The organism is Candidatus Paracaedibacteraceae bacterium (assembly GCA_019636055.1).
Taxonomy (GTDB): domain Bacteria; phylum Pseudomonadota; class Alphaproteobacteria; order Paracaedibacterales; family Paracaedibacteraceae; genus Paracaedibacter.
In genome coordinates, this window is record JAHBYH010000001.1 from 312,118 (window position 1) to 329,862 (window position 17,745).

Annotated in this window: 23 protein-coding genes; 22 read left to right on the forward strand and 1 reads right to left on the reverse strand. The window is 43.9% G+C overall.

Features of this window, described 5'->3' with window-relative positions; translation table 11 throughout:
- Nucleotides 1–193 precede the first annotated feature (193 nt).
- Nucleotides 194–859, reverse strand: coding sequence for an Abi family protein (locus tag KF820_01455; GenBank protein ID MBX3457013.1), 666 nt, complete (start codon nt 857–859; stop codon nt 194–196).
- A 238-nt stretch (nt 860–1,097) separates the two neighbouring features.
- Between KF820_01455 and KF820_01460 the strand changes: the two genes are divergently transcribed.
- From KF820_01460 to KF820_01565, 22 genes are read left to right on the forward strand one after another with little or no spacing between them, the layout of a single operon-like run.
- Nucleotides 1,098–1,319 (forward strand): hypothetical protein, encoded by a 222-nt coding sequence (locus tag KF820_01460; GenBank protein ID MBX3457014.1) that lies wholly within the window; start codon nt 1,098–1,100, stop codon nt 1,317–1,319.
- The gene (locus KF820_01465; GenBank protein MBX3457015.1) at nt 1,319–2,752 is read left to right on the forward strand and encodes a phage portal protein; all 1,434 of its coding nucleotides are present in this window, start codon (nt 1,319–1,321) and stop codon (nt 2,750–2,752) included. The genes KF820_01460 and KF820_01465 overlap by 1 nt, the downstream gene beginning before the upstream one ends.
- Nucleotides 2,752–3,873: a S49 family peptidase gene (locus KF820_01470; GenBank protein MBX3457016.1), complete on the forward strand. Its 1,122-nt coding sequence runs from the start codon at nt 2,752–2,754 to the stop codon at nt 3,871–3,873. The genes KF820_01465 and KF820_01470 overlap by 1 nt, the downstream gene beginning before the upstream one ends.
- On the forward strand, nt 3,874–4,263 hold the full coding sequence (locus tag KF820_01475; GenBank protein MBX3457017.1) for a head decoration protein: 390 nt from the start codon (nt 3,874–3,876) through the stop codon (nt 4,261–4,263).
- Nucleotides 4,264–4,266: 3 nt separating this feature from the next.
- Nucleotides 4,267–5,268, forward strand: a complete 1,002-nt coding sequence (locus tag KF820_01480) for a major capsid protein (GenBank protein ID MBX3457018.1) — start codon at nt 4,267–4,269, stop codon at nt 5,266–5,268.
- Between the two features lie 18 nt (nt 5,269–5,286).
- On the forward strand, nt 5,287–5,580 hold the full coding sequence (locus KF820_01485) for a hypothetical protein (GenBank protein MBX3457019.1): 294 nt from the start codon (nt 5,287–5,289) through the stop codon (nt 5,578–5,580).
- Between the two features lies 1 nt (nt 5,581).
- Nucleotides 5,582–6,118, forward strand: a complete 537-nt coding sequence (locus KF820_01490) for a phage tail protein (protein MBX3457020.1) — start codon at nt 5,582–5,584, stop codon at nt 6,116–6,118.
- Nucleotides 6,115–6,636 (forward strand): hypothetical protein, encoded by a 522-nt coding sequence (locus tag KF820_01495; protein MBX3457021.1) that lies wholly within the window; start codon nt 6,115–6,117, stop codon nt 6,634–6,636. The genes KF820_01490 and KF820_01495 overlap by 4 nt, the downstream gene beginning before the upstream one ends.
- Entirely contained in the window at nt 6,623–7,090 is a 468-nt protein-coding gene (locus KF820_01500) for a phage baseplate assembly protein V (GenBank protein MBX3457022.1), read from the forward strand. Before KF820_01495 ends, KF820_01500 begins: the two co-directional genes overlap by 14 nt.
- Nucleotides 7,083–7,379: a PAAR domain-containing protein gene (locus tag KF820_01505; GenBank protein MBX3457023.1), complete on the forward strand. Its 297-nt coding sequence runs from the start codon at nt 7,083–7,085 to the stop codon at nt 7,377–7,379. Before KF820_01500 ends, KF820_01505 begins: the two co-directional genes overlap by 8 nt.
- A 3-nt stretch (nt 7,380–7,382) precedes the next feature.
- A complete protein-coding gene (locus KF820_01510; GenBank protein MBX3457024.1) occupies nt 7,383–7,721 on the forward strand; it encodes a GPW/gp25 family protein in 339 nt (112 codons plus the stop codon).
- On the forward strand, nt 7,718–8,554 hold the full coding sequence (locus tag KF820_01515; GenBank protein MBX3457025.1) for a baseplate J/gp47 family protein: 837 nt from the start codon (nt 7,718–7,720) through the stop codon (nt 8,552–8,554). Before KF820_01510 ends, KF820_01515 begins: the two co-directional genes overlap by 4 nt.
- Nucleotides 8,554–9,753: a phage tail protein gene (locus KF820_01520; GenBank protein MBX3457026.1), complete on the forward strand. Its 1,200-nt coding sequence runs from the start codon at nt 8,554–8,556 to the stop codon at nt 9,751–9,753. Before KF820_01515 ends, KF820_01520 begins: the two co-directional genes overlap by 1 nt.
- A gap of 31 nt (nt 9,754–9,784) precedes the next feature.
- Complete coding sequence (locus tag KF820_01525) at nt 9,785–10,468, forward strand: hypothetical protein (protein MBX3457027.1); 684 nt, start codon at nt 9,785–9,787, stop codon at nt 10,466–10,468.
- A 44-nt stretch (nt 10,469–10,512) separates the two neighbouring features.
- On the forward strand, nt 10,513–12,531 hold the full coding sequence (locus KF820_01530; GenBank protein MBX3457028.1) for a DUF4815 domain-containing protein: 2,019 nt from the start codon (nt 10,513–10,515) through the stop codon (nt 12,529–12,531).
- An 8-nt stretch (nt 12,532–12,539) separates the two neighbouring features.
- On the forward strand, nt 12,540–13,766 hold the full coding sequence (locus KF820_01535; GenBank protein ID MBX3457029.1) for a hypothetical protein: 1,227 nt from the start codon (nt 12,540–12,542) through the stop codon (nt 13,764–13,766).
- 1 nt (nt 13,767) lies between these two features.
- The gene (locus KF820_01540) at nt 13,768–13,977 is read left to right on the forward strand and encodes a hypothetical protein (GenBank protein MBX3457030.1); all 210 of its coding nucleotides are present in this window, start codon (nt 13,768–13,770) and stop codon (nt 13,975–13,977) included.
- Nucleotides 13,964–15,175: a hypothetical protein gene (locus tag KF820_01545; protein MBX3457031.1), complete on the forward strand. Its 1,212-nt coding sequence runs from the start codon at nt 13,964–13,966 to the stop codon at nt 15,173–15,175. Before KF820_01540 ends, KF820_01545 begins: the two co-directional genes overlap by 14 nt.
- 9 nt (nt 15,176–15,184) lie before the next feature.
- Nucleotides 15,185–15,763, forward strand: coding sequence for a hypothetical protein (locus KF820_01550; GenBank protein ID MBX3457032.1), 579 nt, complete (start codon nt 15,185–15,187; stop codon nt 15,761–15,763).
- Between the two features lie 9 nt (nt 15,764–15,772).
- A complete protein-coding gene (locus tag KF820_01555) occupies nt 15,773–16,942 on the forward strand; it encodes a phage tail sheath subtilisin-like domain-containing protein (protein ID MBX3457033.1) in 1,170 nt (389 codons plus the stop codon).
- On the forward strand, nt 16,942–17,442 hold the full coding sequence (locus KF820_01560; protein MBX3457034.1) for a phage major tail tube protein: 501 nt from the start codon (nt 16,942–16,944) through the stop codon (nt 17,440–17,442). Before KF820_01555 ends, KF820_01560 begins: the two co-directional genes overlap by 1 nt.
- A 1-nt stretch (nt 17,443) precedes the next feature.
- Entirely contained in the window at nt 17,444–17,701 is a 258-nt protein-coding gene (locus KF820_01565) for a phage tail assembly protein (protein MBX3457035.1), read from the forward strand.
- Nucleotides 17,702–17,745 lie beyond the last annotated feature (44 nt).

Below are 17,745 nucleotides of genomic sequence, written 5' to 3' on the forward strand. Positions count from 1 at the left end.
CTTCTTATTGAGAGGCCGCGCGAGTATTGTTAGGTAAAAAATATGACAATATGTTGATTGGTGCAAGAAAAATTTTTAATAAAAGCTTCTGGATATTTATGATAATACCTATCATAATAACCGCTAAGTGTATTATTTTGGTTTAATGGACATAATAATATCAGTTAAGTTATCCATTTTACGCTAAGACGATTTATGAGTCATGATGAATAGATTCATAAACGTGTGGAAACTTATCAATCATTTTGAGCATCTTGATTGCATCATAAGACATCGCCTCGATTAGCTCATGGCACATGCTATGTGCGTTCAAAATTGAAATCTTACGATTCCATACTGGTTCATGGTGAGCAATGCGATTACGAATTTCTTTAATTTTCAGTATCTTGCCTTCAATGTATGAACGCTTCCTATTTGTGCGTGGTAAATTTGGAAATATAATTTTAAACGTATCTTTGCGATGCCATATTATTGGGTCGTATCTTCTGTGAAAAAATGAGCACCAAAATCCAAATGTCATTTGGGCAACAATATCATCATGGCTAGCATTTCTTTTGTTTTCGCGCTGTACCTTTGCAATGATTTCATTGATTTTTTTCGTATCTTGCTCCGGTATAATGAGATTGTGTGAAGGATTCATTAACCAATTTGGGGTATAATATTTTCTAAGGACTTGATCGATCCTGTTACGCAAGCAAATTTCAAGATAATGAAGGGTTGGAATCATTGCCTCACTTAGCATAATATTTGCATTATATTTTGCTAAAACTTGCTTGGGAGTGTCTCCATTTTTGAGATAAGGTGATATACGCCCTTCAGAAAATGTTGAATTTAGAATCTCAAATGTAACGGTTTCCACAATTTTGGCCTTGACAAATTAGGTTAAAAGGCTATATTCTATATCTAGATACTCCGGTGTTCTTCCCCTGGGCTTGCTCAGTGATCAGATGCCGGAGTTTTTTTATGCCTAAAATCAACACTATCCTAATACTTTCTCCTTTTTCTTTCAAGTAAAATCCCCCGGACACATCCTTCATGTTTCCTGAATAAGACACCTAAAGGGCAACTTTGAGCCAAGCTTATTTAGGGATAATTTTATGTACACAGAAGATGATCTGGTCAAAATTGAGCAAGCCATCACCAAACTACAGATGGGCGAGCGTGTTGTATCTGTTGCTTATGGCGATCATATCGTTAAATATGCGGAAGTGGATTTAAAAGATCTCTTAAATTTACGCAGTCGCATTAAATCAGATTTAAAAAGCAGCACGTCCTCAAAGCGGCGCATTACCTTTGCTACAAATAAGGGGATTTGCTGATGCTACTTAAAACATTCGCACAACTTTTCAAACGCCCCAAAAGTAAAGCCTCTGCTTGGGATGCAGCCGGTTCTGGTAAACGCTTAACTTATTGGCAGCCGGAAAATAGCGCCATCAACAGCCTTCTTGGTAATCATTTAGAAACGCTGCGTAGCCGCGCGCGTGATATGGTGCGTAAAAATCCTTATGCTTCCAATATTATCGAAACACTGGTGAGTAACGCCGTTGGCACCGGTATCAAACCGCAATCAAAAGCTAAAAATGCAGAATTTCGTAAAGCGGTACAGGCATTATGGCTGCGTTGGTCTGATGAAGCGGATAGCCATGGCGTTAATGATTTTTACGGTCTGCAAGCCTCTATTTGTCGCAGCATGATTGAAGGTGGCGAATGTTTTGTGCGCTTTAGAGTACGTCGCCCTGAAGACGGCTTATCCGTTCCCTTACAATTACAGGTGCTTGAATCTGAGCATTTAGATACCTCCGTAAATCGCATTTTAGCCACAGGCAATATGGTTCGAAACGGTATTGAGTTTAATAAACTCGGACAAAGAGAAGCCTATTATCTATTTCGTGAACATCCCGGTGAAAAGCTGCTTGTCTCAAACGGTGAATCAGTACGCATTCCTGCTTCTGAAATCCTGCATATTTACAAATCCTTGCGTCCTGGTCAAATTCGCGGTGAGCCTTGGCTGAGCCGTGTGTTACTGAAACTTTATGAGCTGGATCAGTATGATGATGCCGAGTTGGTGCGCAAGAAAACCGCCGCTATGTTTGCAGGGTTTATTACCCGTCTTGATCCTGAAGCCAACATGATGGGTGAAGGTGCTGCCAATGAACAAGGGATGGCCCTTGCCGGACTTGAGCCTGGCACCATGCAGTTATTGGAACCTGGAGAAGACGTTAAATTTTCTAATCCTTCGGATGTTGGAGCAAATTACGAAGCCTTTATGCGCCAGCAGCTCAGAGCCATTGCGGTTGGTATGGGCATTACCTATGAACAGCTGACAGGAGACTTAACCAACGTCAATTACTCTTCCATTCGTGCTGGCCTCATTGAATTTCGTAGGCGCTGCGCCACCTTACAACATCATGTGATGGTATTCCAATTTTGCAGACCTGTTTGGAATCGCTGGATTGAACTGGCTTTACTCTCCGGTGCCTTACCTTCTCAAGATAAAGATACCTCCATCAAAGATGTCAAATGGATCCCACAAGGTTTTGATTGGGTTGATCCGCTCAAAGATCAGCAAGCACAACAAATGGCAGTACGTAATGGCTTTAAAAGCCGAAGCGAAGTGATTTCAGAACTTGGCTATGACGCTGAAGAAATCGATCAAGAAATTGCCGCAGATAACAACAGAGCTGATGAAGCTGGGTTTGTTTTAGATTCCGACCCAAGGCATACAACACCGCCTAAAAAACGAGGTTTTTGATGAATGACATTTACTTAAAATTTGCTATGAAACCGATGATGATTGAGCGTCGCAGCTTTGAGTGGCTGGCTGCCCACATGGCCTCAAACAAAGCTTTGAAGTTTACAAAACCGTCCTTAGCACATGGTGGTAGCAATAACATCGCCATCATTCCGATTCACGGCATTTTAACCAAACGCTCAGGTGTATTTGACGGCATGTTGGGTATGACTTCTTACGATGAAATACAACAACAAATCAGTGCTGCTTTGTTGGATGATGCCGTACAAACGCTTTTGCTCGACATTGATAGTCCCGGTGGTGAAACCAGCGGCCTGTTTGATTTAGCCGATTTTATTTATCAGGCAAGGAGTCAAAAAACCATTTGGGCCGTATGTAATGATGAAGCCTATTCTGCGGCTTACGGGATTGCATCCAGCGCTGAAAAGGTTTTTATCAATCGCACGTCTGGTGTAGGCAGCATTGGCGTGATTGCCAGTCATATTGATCAAAGTGCCTTTGATGAAAAACAAGGTGTTAAATACACCACGGTTTTTGCCGGTAATCGAAAAAATGATTTAAATCCCCATGAACCTTTAACTTCTGAATCCATGCAAACCCTGCAAAGTGAAGTCAGCAGATTATATGAGATGTTTGTAGAGCTTGTAGCCCGTAATCGAGGTCTTACAATAGAAGCCGTAAAGGCTACAGAAGCTGGGCTCTATTTTGGCCTTGATGCCATTCAAACAGGGCTTGCGGACGAAATTCTCACCTTTCCTGAATGTATTCAAAAAGCAGCCTCTCAATCTTTTATAAGGACCATAGCTATGACTGAAACATTACCGACCATTAATCCAGAAGAATTACTTACCCAAGGAAAAATCCAAGGGCGCAGTGAATATCACACGGAAGCTTTAGAGCTTTTTCGTTTATGCAAACTCTCGAAGATGCCGGAAAAACTGGGTGATTTTCTTGAGCAAAATATCCCGGTTAACGAAGCACGGGAGCAGCTTATGCAGCTACTCGCTGATCGTACCGGCCTTGAGATCTTGAGCACCGTGAGTCTTGAACCAACACCCCAAGAAAATCCGGTGATCCAGGCTGCTAAAGCTCGTAGTCAACAAATGAAATTAACCGCATAAATGGAGGAAACCCTTATGACCGTTGCCATAGAACAAAATAATTTAGGAGATCTTCTCAAGTTTGAAGCTCCTAATCTTTATTCCCGTGAAGAAATAACCGTAGCTCAGGGGCAAAAACTAGCCCTTGGTGCCATCATCGCCCAAGACAGTGAAACCGATTTGATTAAAATCTTAAATCCTGCTGCTACTGATGGTACACAAAACGCCCTTGGCGCTTTGATTGCTGAGGTAGATGCAACAAGCGGTAATACCAAAGCCGTGATTGTGACACGCGATGCGATTCTTGCCGATCACGCTGTTATCTGGCCATCTTCCATCACGCTTGAACAAAAAACCGCTGCAATCAAACAGCTTGAGGCACGCGGCGTTATTATTCGTAAAGGGGTATAATTTATGCAAAATCCATTCTCACATCCGGCATTTAATATGGCAGCTTTAACGGCTTCCATTAATTTATTGCCAAACACCTATGGTCGGACTGAATCACTAGGTTTATTTCCTTCTAAATCGGTACGTTTCAGGCATATCGCCATTGAAGAGCGCAACGGCGTCTTAAGTTTACTTCCAACCGCAAGCCCAGGAGCACCGGGTACTGTTGGTAAACGCGATAAACGAAAAGTCAGAACCTTTACCATTCCTCATATCCCCCATGATGATGTGGTGCTGCCAGAAGAAGTACAGGGTATCCGTGCTTTTGGTACTGAAAATGAGTTGCAAGCCATTGCAAATGTCATTACCGATCACCTGCAATCCATGCGTAACAAACATGCTATTACCTTAGAACACCTTCGCATGGGCGCTTTGAAAGGCATTATTTTAGATGCTGATGGTACGGAGCTTGTGAATCTCTATAACGAATTTGAAATCACGCCAAAAGTCGTGAGCTTTGCTTTAGGGACTGCTGGCACTGATGTCAAACGCAAATGCATTGAAGTTTTGCGTCACATTGAAGATAACCTGCGCGGTGAATTCATGACCGGTGTTCATGCGCTGGTTAGTCCTGAATTTTTCGATGCTTTAACGTCACACTCTAAAGTGAAAGAAGCTTACGAACGCTGGCAAGATGGATCCTCACTACGCAATGATATGCGCTCAGGATTTACTTTTGGTGGGATTACGTTTGAAGAATATCGAGGTCAAGCAACCGATCCTGATGGAAACGTCAGACGCTTTATTGCAGCTGATACAGCACATTGCTTTCCGCTAGGTACTGCTGAGACTTTTTCAACTTATTTTGCACCGGCTGATTTTAACGAAACCGTCAATACCTTGGGGCAACCGCTTTACGCCAAGCAAGAGCCAAGACGCTTTGATCGTGGTACGGATTTGCACACTCAATCTAATCCGCTGCCAATGTGTCATCGTCCGGGAGTACTTGTAAAACTTACGGTATAAGCTATGAGTTTAGGCCGGATGTTTGAGGATTGTTTTACACATTTAGGGAAAGAGGCACTGTATCAGAGTTCTGGTTCTGCCTCTTTTCCTATTCGTGTTTTAATCAAACAACCCGACACGGCTTATGAAATAGGTGATGGACAAGTGATTGGTCATATGGCGATATTTGAAGTGCGCACCCATGAATTAGCATTCCCGAAAGTGGGTGATCAGCTGATTATTGCCAGTACTCGCTATAAAATCTTTGCTGAACCTCTGCGGGATGCCTCGAATACTATTTGGGAAATAACTGCTATGGTGATGGAAGGCTAATATGTCCGTTTTTACATTGGATCTTACAACCTACGGTGATATCGACCGGATTATCAGACAAATGCACGGCACCGAAGCACAAGTTAAATTGGCTTCTATGCGTGCGCTTAATAAAACCGCTCTCTGGCTTAAATCCCAAAGCGTGAAAGAAATCAGCGCACAGAAAAAACTTCAACAAAAAATCATACGAGATCGTCTTAATGTCATCAAGGCAAGCACGAGCTCACTTAAAGCATTGGTAGTGGCTAGCCTTTACGGCATAAAAGCTTCGCTTATTGGTAATATGAGGCAAACTTCAACTGGTGCCAAAGCCGGTAAAATGGAGTTCAAGGGCGCTTTTGTGGCAACAATGCCAACAGGTCACCGAGGTATTTTTAAACGCAAGCGCGCCTCAAGGCTTCCTATCCGAGAAGTTGTGCTACCGCTTGAGCCTGTCGCTTCTAATATCATTAAAGGCTTCGTGGATTCAGGCGCGGCAGATAAATTCATTCAATATTTTCGCCATGAACTGGGCTTTATTTTAAAGGGGAGCCTATGAATTTTTGGGAAGAATTACATGGTGCAATTACCACCGTTTTAAAACGCGAGATACCGGAAATTCAAACATGTGAATCTTATCCGGTGATCAAAACGGCGTTATTAGCACCTGCTGTTTTAGTGGAACTGGCAAGCTTTGAACCGGGCAACGATCCAGGAACCGGTGAAATTTCGCTACGTGCTCGATTTGAAGCAAGAGTTATTGTGGATAGCACAATCCCCAATGCTGCCTTTGCTGTAAGGGCTTTGGCGAGTGAAGTTGCCAGAGTGGTTCATCAAAATTCATGGGGGATGAATGTATCACCTGCTGAATTTTTAGGCGCTAGTCCCGATGGTTTTAAACCTGATCTTGATGCCTACATGGTGTGGATAGTGGAATGGGTGCATGAACTTCACCGCGGGGATTCAGTTTGGACACCAAGCGGCATTCAGCCACATACCATTTATGTGGGTGTTGCTCCCGAAATCGGCGCTGCCCATGAGCCAGATTACATAGAGGTGCAAAATGGAGAGCTTTAGTTTTTCTGAATTGGACAGAAAACTCGCCAACCTTATCCGACTTGGTACGGTGAAGGAGGCTGATTACAAAAAAGCCCGCGTGCGTATTCAGATTGGAAAAATTCTAACCGATTGGCTGCCTTGGGTGACTTCTCGCGCTGGACAAGACAGAAATTGGTCGGCACCCAGTGTTGGTGAACAGGTTGTTTTATTATCACCATCAGGTGAAATGGCCCAAGGTGTTGTGATCCCGGCTATTTATCAAAACAAACATCCCGCACCAAGCGATAAAGAAACCGATGCCACTTTGGTTTTTCAAGATGGTAGCAAGGTTTTGTATGACAAAGAAAAACATCATTTGACTGTCTCAGTTGTGACAGATGGAACCTTAACGCTGAAGATAGGTGCATCAAGCCTTGAGATGACCAAAGACGGCATCAAACTCAAAGCTAAACGAATTGATTTGAATGAATAATATGCCAGGAATCGTAAGACTTAATGATCAATGCACCGGCCACAGCTGCTATCCTCCAAGACCTTGCATTACTGCAAGCGATGATGTGTTTGTTGAGGGTAAGGCCGTCCATCGCGAGCAAGATAAATGGGCCATGCATGCGTGCCCCAATACGCCGCCTCATGATGGCGTGCTCGCTAAAGGTTCAAGTACAGTTTACGCCAATGGCAAAGCCATTGCTCGTATTGGTGATCCCATTTCTTGCGGTTCAAAAACACGTGATGGCAGTCAAACTGTTTTTGCGGGGTAAATCATGCGAGGAATGAATGGAAGAAGCGGCAAAGAACTCACGGGCCTTGAGCATCTTAAGCAGTCGATTGCGGATATTTTGACCACGCCTATTGGAAGCCGCGTGATGCGTAGAGACTATGGCTCAAGACTCTTTGAACTTGTGGATCGCCCAACATCGCCAGGTTTTGCCGTTGAACTGTATGCGGCCACTGCTGAGGCACTGCAAAAATGGGAAAATCGCTTTAAACTCGAGCGCGTACAAGTTGAGTCCATTAAAGAAGGTCATATTACGTTGATTTTAGAGGGGATTTATCTGCCAGATGGCAGGCCCATAACCTTAGATGGAATTGTCGTGTCATGATGCAAGATTTAACGCACCTACAAAATCCCAATGTCATTGAAACGCTCGATTATGAGACGATTTTCACGCATATGAAAGATGAATTACTGCGCCTTGATCCCAGTTTTTCAGCGCTGCTTGAAAGCGATCCAGCTATGAAGATTTTAGAGATTGCTGCTTGGCGTGAACTCCTTTTACGTCAAAGAGTCAATGATGCTGCGCGTGCTAATTTACTCGCCTTCGCCAATACAGCAGATTTGGAACATTTGGCAGCTTTTTATGATGTACAGCGTAAATCAGGGGAAGACGATGAAGCTTTTAGGCGACGTATCCAGGCTAAAATCATGGGCTGGTCGACTGCAGGAAGCCGTGAACATTACCGTTACCATGCGCTATCCGCTGATATCCGCATTAAAGATGCTCGGGCTGAATCACCAAGTCCCGGAATAGTGAAAGTCTCGATTTTATCCCATGAAGGTGATGGCACACCAAGCCAAGAGCTGTTAGAAAAAGCACGATCTGTTATTTTACGTGATGATGTCAGGGTTTTAACCGATACGGTTGAAGTGGTCAGTAGCGGCATTATTCCTGTTAAACTTGAGGCTAAAATCTATCTCTATCCCGAAACACCTGAAGATATTGTTGAGACATCCAAAGCTGCCTTGATTAAAACGCTCAATGAAACAAAAGGTTTGGGATGGAACCTAACGCGCAGCTGGATTATTGCACACCTCTTTGCCCAAGGGGTACAGCGTATTGAACTGCTCAAGCCGGCTGAGGATGTCATCGTTTTAGATCATGAATGCGTTGCGCTTGATTCCATAGAGCTAACGATGGGAGGGCGTGATTGGTGATGATGTTACTTCCCCCAAGTAGTTCGCCTCAAGAACAAGCCCTTGTTGACGCTATAGGCTTTAGAGTTGATCCAGGTAAAATACGAGGATTTAAATTCAATCCTACCGACAGCGTCCTCCCATGGTTGATCCATGAATATGGACTGGGGGAAATTTTGGCCTGGGTTCCTGATCCGAGGCGCGCAATTCAAGACGGCGTGGTATTTCAGCGGATTAGGGGCACACCGGCATCCCTTCGTATGGCCTTAAAATGGGTCAACATCGAAAATATTTACATCGAAGAAGAACCACCGGGCAAGCACTTTGCTGAATTTCAGGTGGGCATTCACGATGTGCCCAATGACTTCTTTGTTGATAATGTGGTGGCGCTTGCAAGGCTTTCAGCACCGGCCAGATCGCGCCTGATGCGAATGTATAACGACCGCTATGATATCAGGAGATTTATGCTGGATAACAGTGAATTTGGATCGCTGCTTTCTGATTATTCAGGAGTAAAACTTTCACCTGATGGGCCTGTTCTATCTTTTGGTCGTTTTAATCCATTTGAGGCTAAATCAGAAGAGGTTTTGCTAAAATTTGCAAGCGCGCGCAGACATCATAACAGCACGTTAAGCGATGATCTCTACCGGTTAGATGTGGCTTTTATAGGTGAGACGGAGCCTCATACCCGTAATTACAACGGCATTTATGAACGCGCGCATATTTGGCAAAACCCTGATCCACTATCGCCTTTCACCCCTGATTTTGAACCGCCACTCCATTTTGCCAAAGCGTTGATTGTTTTATCTGATAGCTGGCGACTTGGTGATATTAACGCCTGCTTTCCCGTGCGCCTTGAGCATGAGGTGGGAGTAACCTTTGTTTTAAGCGCTGATACTTTATCTGAACATGTCTGGAAAATAAGCTTTGAAGAAGTTTTGGAGCGCTTTGCATCAAATTATACGGACGATGTTAACATTGAGATTATTGCAAATGTTAAGCCTTATTTTGCAAAAGAACATTCGGACTGGTTAGCTGAAACGCTCTTATGGCCTTATTTATCGACAGATTCGCTAGGTGAATTGGAGCTTTTGCCTTATCAAAAACGCGACCATTTTGCACCCTCTTTGTATGAAGGATGCTTGTTGTGGCATGAGCATTGTCACTTAAACCGTCCTTGGACGAATCTAGAGCCAATCGTGAATATAACCCTTAACTAGAACTTAGATATGTGCGTCAAAGGGTATTCATATGGCCATTTTAACCAAATCCGGCAGAGCCGCTATTGCTGCAAGCATTAAACAACAACCGATCCACCTTGCTTGGGGAACTGGTGATCCAACTTGGGAAAGCGCTCATACAGTCACCAAAACTTTTGCAAATACTCAAATTGAGCTAGATCATAAGCCGGTTAAAAACGTTTCCATTACTCAAGCTGACACAACCTTTATTGCCGGAACGGATTATAGCGTTGATAGCGTGATGGGTGTGATCACTCGTCTTCCAAACGGTAATTTAGAGAATAATGCTACCGTTACGATTTCCTATACTTACGCCACACCGCCCGAACCCATTACCGCAGATGCCCTTTTAAATGAAGTTGGCCGCAGAACCGCTGATGAAGTTTTGTTTTGTGTGGGCGATGAAAATGGTGATTTGATTACGCCAACAGGAAGATTTAAAGCCTCTAGCACGCCTACAAATAACCTTTTTCTGCGTTTTACCTTTGATTTTGATAATGCCAGCAACCAAATCATCCGTGAGCTTGGTGTGATGGTTGGGACCCTTACAAAACCTGATTTACCTGCTGGGCAGCGTTATTTTTCTCCGACCGATATTGATGAAAGCGGCATTTTACTGGTTCTGGAGCGCACTGTTCCTTTGATTAGAACAGCTGCAACGCGCGAAACTTTCTCTTTTGTGGTGACGTTTTAATGGGGGCAAATGAATACATATTTTAAGACAAATGAGGCAATGTTATGACACTTAACAGTTATTACAACCGCTATGATCCGGCTAAAAAGTACGATCGCACCCTCTTTTTAGCAGGTCGTGGCTTGCAATCGGCTGAACTCAATGAGATGCAAGATTATGCGCTGCATAACCTTAAAGGCATTGGTGATGCGATTTTTAGAGATGGTGATGTGATTAGGGGCGGCACCTGTGTTGTTGACCCTGATACCGGAGAGACAACTTTAGAAGCCGGTTTTATTTATTTACGCGGTGCTGTGCGAGAAATAGGTTCTACAAATTTTACCATTCCCACTAATGCCACGGTTAGAATCGGTGTGTGGTATGTGGAAAGCACCATGACCGAACTTGAAGACCCTGGTCTTCGTGATCCTGCTATTGGTACGCGCAACTATCAAGAACCCGGTGCTGCCCGCTTAAAAGCAGAGATTTCTTGGGATTTTCAGGTTGATGGAATAGCACCTCCTGCCCATGAAGGGGAATTTTATCCCATTTATGGCGTTGAGAACGGCGTGCTTATTCAGCATGCCCCACCACCTCAGTTTGATGCAGTCAATAGCGCTTTAGCAAGATATGACCGTGAATCTAACGGCTCCTATGTGGTAACCGGCATGGACGTTAGGTATCTTGACAAGGATAACGGCGAGCAAGTTTTTGTTATTAATGAAGGTAAAGCCCATGTGGATGGTTTTGAAATTGAATTAGCCCACAGCCTGCGCGTACGCTTTGCCATTGATCCTGATATTCAAGAAATTGATTCTGATCCCTATACCTTTCAGCCAGGTGCCGGAGGCGTGATGGATCTCGTCCTTAATGAAGCACCTGCTAACCAAATATTAAATGTTGATGTGACGGTTCAAAAAACCATTACTATGACTCACGGCTCTTATGCAGGCGCTATGGACCCCATTCCCGATACGGCAGTACTTGAGATCATTCAAATCAAACAAGGAACGACCACTTACGTCAGCGGCACGGATTATAAATTAAAATCCGGTGATGTCGATTGGTCTCTGCCCGGAGCAGAACCGGCGCCCGGTAGCTCTTACCAAATTACCTATCGTTGCCGCAGTAAAATTACGCCGCAAAATGTGACGGAAGATGGCTTTAAAATCTCCGGTGCTGTTGATGGTACATTGGTCCTTGTAGATTACAGCTGGATGATGCCGCGTTATGATTTGATCACCATCGATGCGAAAGGTGTCGTCAGGCGCATTAAAGGACTTGCTCATCCATGGAGACCATCTGTTCCCAAAGCGCCTAGCGGGCAACTCGCTTTAGCTTACGTCTATCAAAATTGGCGCAGCGCTACAAAACCTGATGTTTTTAATAATGCGATTCACGCTATTCCTATGAGTGACATTGAAGCTATGCGATCAAGCATTAATGATCTTTACGATCTGATTGCTCAAGAACGTTTGCGTAACGATGCCAATAGCCGTGAACCTGCTGCTAAAAAAGGCGTGTTTGTTGATCCCTTTTTTGATGATGATATGCGCGATCAAGGCATTAACCAAACCGCTGCCATTGTTGATCGGGAACTGACTTTGCCGATCAATGCCTCTATTTCGGATAGCGGTAAAGGAACAACGCCTTGGCTTTTACCTTACGTTTTAGAACCTGTTTTAGAGCAGCTCCTGCAAACAGTGGATATGCAAATCAACCCGTATCAGGCATTTGCGCCCATTCCGGCGAAAGTTGCTATTAATCTCAATGTGGATCGTTGGACTGAAGTGCAAACCACATGGTCAAGCCCTATCACACAACGGTTTAGCGTGCTTTCAAGCCCGATTACCCGTCAGGTTGTCGTTGGTGGCGGCGTTTTATCTATGGTGTCGTCCAGTACAACACAAAATGTTTCCATCGGCACTCAAATCAGTCAAACCACTGAATTACTTTCAAGTACAAGTCGTGAAGCCGCCTTTATGCGCCAAGCAACACAAGCCTTTGAGTTAGATGGATTTGCGCCTGGTGAACAACTTCGTTTGGTGTTTGACGGTATTAACGTTGAACCGGTTAGTTTATAGGAGGAATTATGCCACTTGTTGCAGATAATAGCGGAAAAATCAAAGGCAAATTTACCGTTCCCGCCAACGTTCCGGCCGGTACGAAGCTTGTGCAGTTTATCGGAAATCAAGGTAGTTATGGTGAAGCTACTTACACCGGGCGCGGCATTATTACCACCGAGGAGCGCAGGCGCGTTACGGTCATTACCGATATCAGACGTAATGAAACCACCGTGGTCCTTACCCGTTTTGATCCACTTGCTCAAACCTTTACCTTAAGTGAAAGCCGCCATATTGGAGGCATTGATCTGTGGTTTAGCAATCGAGGCACCAAAAGAGTTGTTGTGCAAATTCGTGATACCAGCCTTGGTATGCCAACCCAAACAGTGCTTGCTGAAGGTAGCATTATGCCGGCTTCTATTAATTTGAATGGGACCTCTACTCAAATAACTTGGCAGCCTGTTTGGCTTGAGGCTGGTCATGAATATGCCATTGTATTGTTGACCGATGATGGCGATGCTGCAGTGCGTGTTGCAGAGCTAGGCAAATATGATGCAGCCCATGCCAGATGGGTGACAAGCCAGCCCTATCAAGTTGGCGTCTTACTTTCATCAAGTAATGCTAGCACCTGGACGCCCCATCAAAATCGTGATCTCACTTTTAGGTTGCTCGGTGCACGTTTTACAGAAAATAAAAGAACGGTGGATTTAGGTTCTGTGACAGCCACCAGCGTTTCCGATTTGATTACTCTTGCAAATGTGGAACGTGTTGCCTCTGACACCGATGTGCAATTTACCCTAACAGAGCAAGATGGTACGGAACATAAATTATCTGATGATTTACCGATTGCCTTGCGGGCCCGCGTCACCGGTCCTTTGAGCGTTAAAGCTTTGCTCAGCGGTTCAGCACTCAGGAGCCCTGTGCTTTATCCTGGTATTCAAATTGTTCTAGGAAATATGTCTGAAACGGCAGATTACGTTACAAGAGCTATTACTGCAGGTAGTAACAGTAAAATAAGCATCACCTACGAAGCACTGATGACCGGAACCGCTGATGTTAAGGTCTATATCCAAAAGGCAGATGGCACCTGGCAGTCGGTTGATTTAACAACCGGCAAAGCTGTGGGTGATAATTGGGTTGAACGTATCCATATTCTCTCAAGTTTTAGCGCCACTGAAACCAGGGTGAAGTTGGTTCTAAGCGGCAATATTTTGTATCGCCCTAAAGTACGTTCCTTACGCGTTGTGATTACCTGATATGCCAAATGATCTGAGCCAAAGGGGCTATAAGCTGCCCCACCCAAATAACATCGCATCCCAAGATGTGGTTCGCATTCGCGAGACAATTATTGCCGTGGATGCTGACGTTTCATCACGAGAAGCTGAACATAAGAAATTAAAGGAAGCGTTTGACCGCTTCACCTTTGAAACTTTTTTGAATTTGTGGAGCAACCATGACAATAGCTAAAGAAGCTGTATATGCGCTTCATCAGCGCCTCAAGGATTTATCGGTTAATGCGCCGGCTGATCAACTGGCTTATCTTGCCAAAGCTTTGGAATCCATTGCAGGCCAAAGCACAGTTTATGACATCGTCAATATGTCTGATGAAAAATTACAGGAGCTTTTAGAGGCAGCCAATACCCATTTAGCGGATTTAAGTGCCAGTAAAGTAAACTCTCTTTCAGCAATTGATACCGCTAAAACCGGTTCCTTAGATGCTATCAATACGCTCAAGACAAGCTCGTTGAGTTCACTGCAGACAGCAACTACTGGGCATCTGTCGTTACTTGATACCCGTAAAGATACAAATATCGCCGCTATTGAAAGCACAGGCCAAACACAGCTTCAAACACTCACAGGGCTTGTCAGTAACTTTGAATCGATTAATGACGTTCCAAATGGCTCATCGATTATGAATGAAGTTGCTAAGCGTAATATGATTGAACCAGGATCATTACCGTTCCTCTTTGGTATTTTGAGTCGTCAGAATGATTACTGGGGTTATGGTGATTTAACCTCACAGCTTGGCGTTTGGTATAACAATGTCTCTAACGCCGACAACATGCTCCAGCTTCTGGCAGGCACCCATGGACATAGCACTAATTATGCAGGATTTTACAGGCCACCTCAGCTCTATTTTTTACAAGGCACGAACGGGATGTTTATCCATAAGGAAATGTACGTCAAATACAGTGTATCCAGTAATGAATATACTTATCCTTATGCAGCGCTCGGGGTTATTTTTGTAAAAAACACGACCAATGCTGATATTACCAGAACTTTCTATTGTGGTGGATCATCCTATTGGTCCTCAGGGTACGAAGGTTTAGGCGTGTTTGTGTGTACACCAAATAATACCAATGCCAATAAATCTGCTATTAGTGGCGTCACATGGACAAACATTTATAATTATGCTGCCAGCACAGCCAACATTGCTTCGTCTGCCAATGTATTGATTCCTGCAGGCAAAACGGTCGCTATCCTACTTTATAGCTCATCTTATTACTATACCGCTTACTATAACTACTACACCCAATTTATGCATTGGTACATCTACAACTTCAAAAGCAGTTTTCTAACAACGGGGTTAGAAGTGGATGTTGACCGAACACTCAGAGCCTGGCAGTGCCGAGGCTTTCAATACTCCTATGAACTTTGGAAATGAGGTTTATTTATGCCAATTTATTTACGATTTGAAAATGGAATGCAGGTTGAAACAACAACCTTGCCTAAAAAGCCCGAAGGAACCGGTTGGTATAAAGCGCCCACTGAGTTTGACTGGGAAAAACGCTATAAGCTTCTTGAAGACAATACGGTTGCTGAATGTTCTTCTGATGAAATGCAAGGCGATCTTCTGAAAAATGCCAAACTTGCAGCGACTGAGACCGTGCGTTTTATTTTGAATAATCACAGACGCTCTTTTGCCGGCTATTCTCATGAAAAATCACGCTCTTACGATATCCAAGAAAAAACAGCAAAAAGTATTGTTGCCGCTGTTAAAAACAATCAAACACCCGATGAAAAAGATGTTGAACTTATCGCTCCACTCGCGGAGCTTCGCTCTATCTCAGTAGGCGATATGGCCCAACTTATTTTGACCAAATCTAGAAAAGCTGATCGAGCCATTGCACGTTGCGAAAATATTGAAGACCGCGCTCAACGAAAAATAGAAACGTGCACGACCCTTGATGAGCTTAAAACTTTTATGGATGGTTTTGAGAAAGACGTTGAAACCAATTTGAGCAAATTATAGGAGGAATCTATGGCCGAACAATTTTTACATGGTGTTGAAGTTGCTGAAATCTCAAGCGGACCTCGCACGATTCGTACCACCAAATCTTCTGTCATTGGCTTAATTGGTACTGCTCCTGATGCTGATAATACCGTATTTCCACTCAATAAACCTGTGTTAATTGTTGGCTCTCGCAGAGAGGCAGCAAAGCTTGGAGATGCTGGAACTTTACCCATGGCTATTAATAGTATTTTTGATCAAATTGGCGCAATGGTCATTGTGATACGAGTTGAAGAAGGCGCAGATGAAGCGGAAACCATTGCCAATATCATTGGAGGCGTTGATGCGCAAACAGGCGATTACAAAGGCGTGCAAGCATTTTTAAGTGCAGAAAGTATTGTGCATAGCGCTCCTCGTATTTTGATTGCGCCTGGCTTTACGCACCAAAGACCCAATAATCAAGCCAATCCCGTGATCAGTAACATGCTGGCTATTGCAGATAGATTACGTGCCGTCATTATTGCCGATGGACCGAATACTAATGATCAAGATGCCATTACCTGGCGTAAGGATTTTGGTCATGCACGGGTTTATGTGGTTGATCCATGGGTCAAGATTTTTACAGGTCACGAGGAAGTCGTCCCACCCAGCCCTTATATTGCAGGACTTATTGCCCGTAGCGATAATGAAAATGGTTTTTGGTGGTCACCGTCTAACCAAGAAATTTATGGAATCGTTGGCACAGCAAGACCTATTGATTTTACCTTAGGTGACGCCAATTGCCGGGCAAATTTCCTAAACGAGAACGAAGTCACCACGATTATTCGCCAAGAAGGCTATCGACTTTGGGGTAATAGAAGTTGCTCTAGTGATCCAAAATGGGCGTTTTTATCGGTACGCAGAACCGCTGACTTAATTAATGACAGTTTACTGCGTGCTCATCTTTGGGCTGTGGACCGCAATATTACAAGAACTTACTTGGATGATGTAGTTGAAAGCGTCAATGCTTATTTGGCGCACCTTAAAGCTCTTGGCGCTATTTTAGGTGGAGAGTGCTATCCCGATCCTGAGCTCAATACGCCTGCGAACATTGCACAAGGTAAAGTCTACTTTGACTTTGATTTTACGCCACCTTATCCAGCAGAGCGGATCGTCTTTCGTTCCCATTTGATTAACGATTATATTAAGGAGCTGATCTGATGTTGCCAAAAATTCTTAAAAACTTTAATGCCTTTGTTGATGGTCGCGGCTATGCCGGTCGTATTGATGAAATCAGTCTGCCCAAGCTTTCCATTAAAACCGAAGAACACCGCGCTGGTGGCATGGATATTCCCGTTGCCATTGATATGGGTATGGAAAAATTAGAAGCAGAGCTCACCTTTTCAGAATATGACCCTGAGCTTTTTAGGCTCTTTGGGTTGGTAGACGGTAATGCAGTTTCACTAACCCTTCGTGGTGGACTGCAAGGCAGTGGTGATGCCGAAGCTGTTGTGGTGAATTTACGTGGCCAATTTAAGGAGTTGGACCCAGGTAATTGGAAACCTGCTGATAAAGCCACGCTTAAATGCACTGTCTCCATTCGCTATTACAAACTAACCATTGATCGCCGCGAACTCATTGAAATTGATGCTGAAAACATGGTGCGCAAAATCAATGGCGTTGATCAAATGTCATCTCTTCGAACTGCTTTAGGAATTTAATATGCATAAAATCAAACTCAATGAACCGATTAAAATTGATGGGGTGAGCATCTCAGAGCTAACTTTAAGGCGTCCAAAAGTCCGTGATCGCTTGGCGGTTGAAAGACTTGGGACCAATGACGCAGAAAAGGAAGTCGCCCTCATTGCCAATCTTGCAGATATCCCAAAGGATGCTGTGGAAGAATTAGATCTGGCTGATTACGCCAAAATTCAAGAGGCGCTCCAGGGTTTTTTGTTGCCATTAAATCAGACGACTTAAGAAGCAGCGTATTATCTCTGGCTGCTTTTACGGGTGGTGGGATC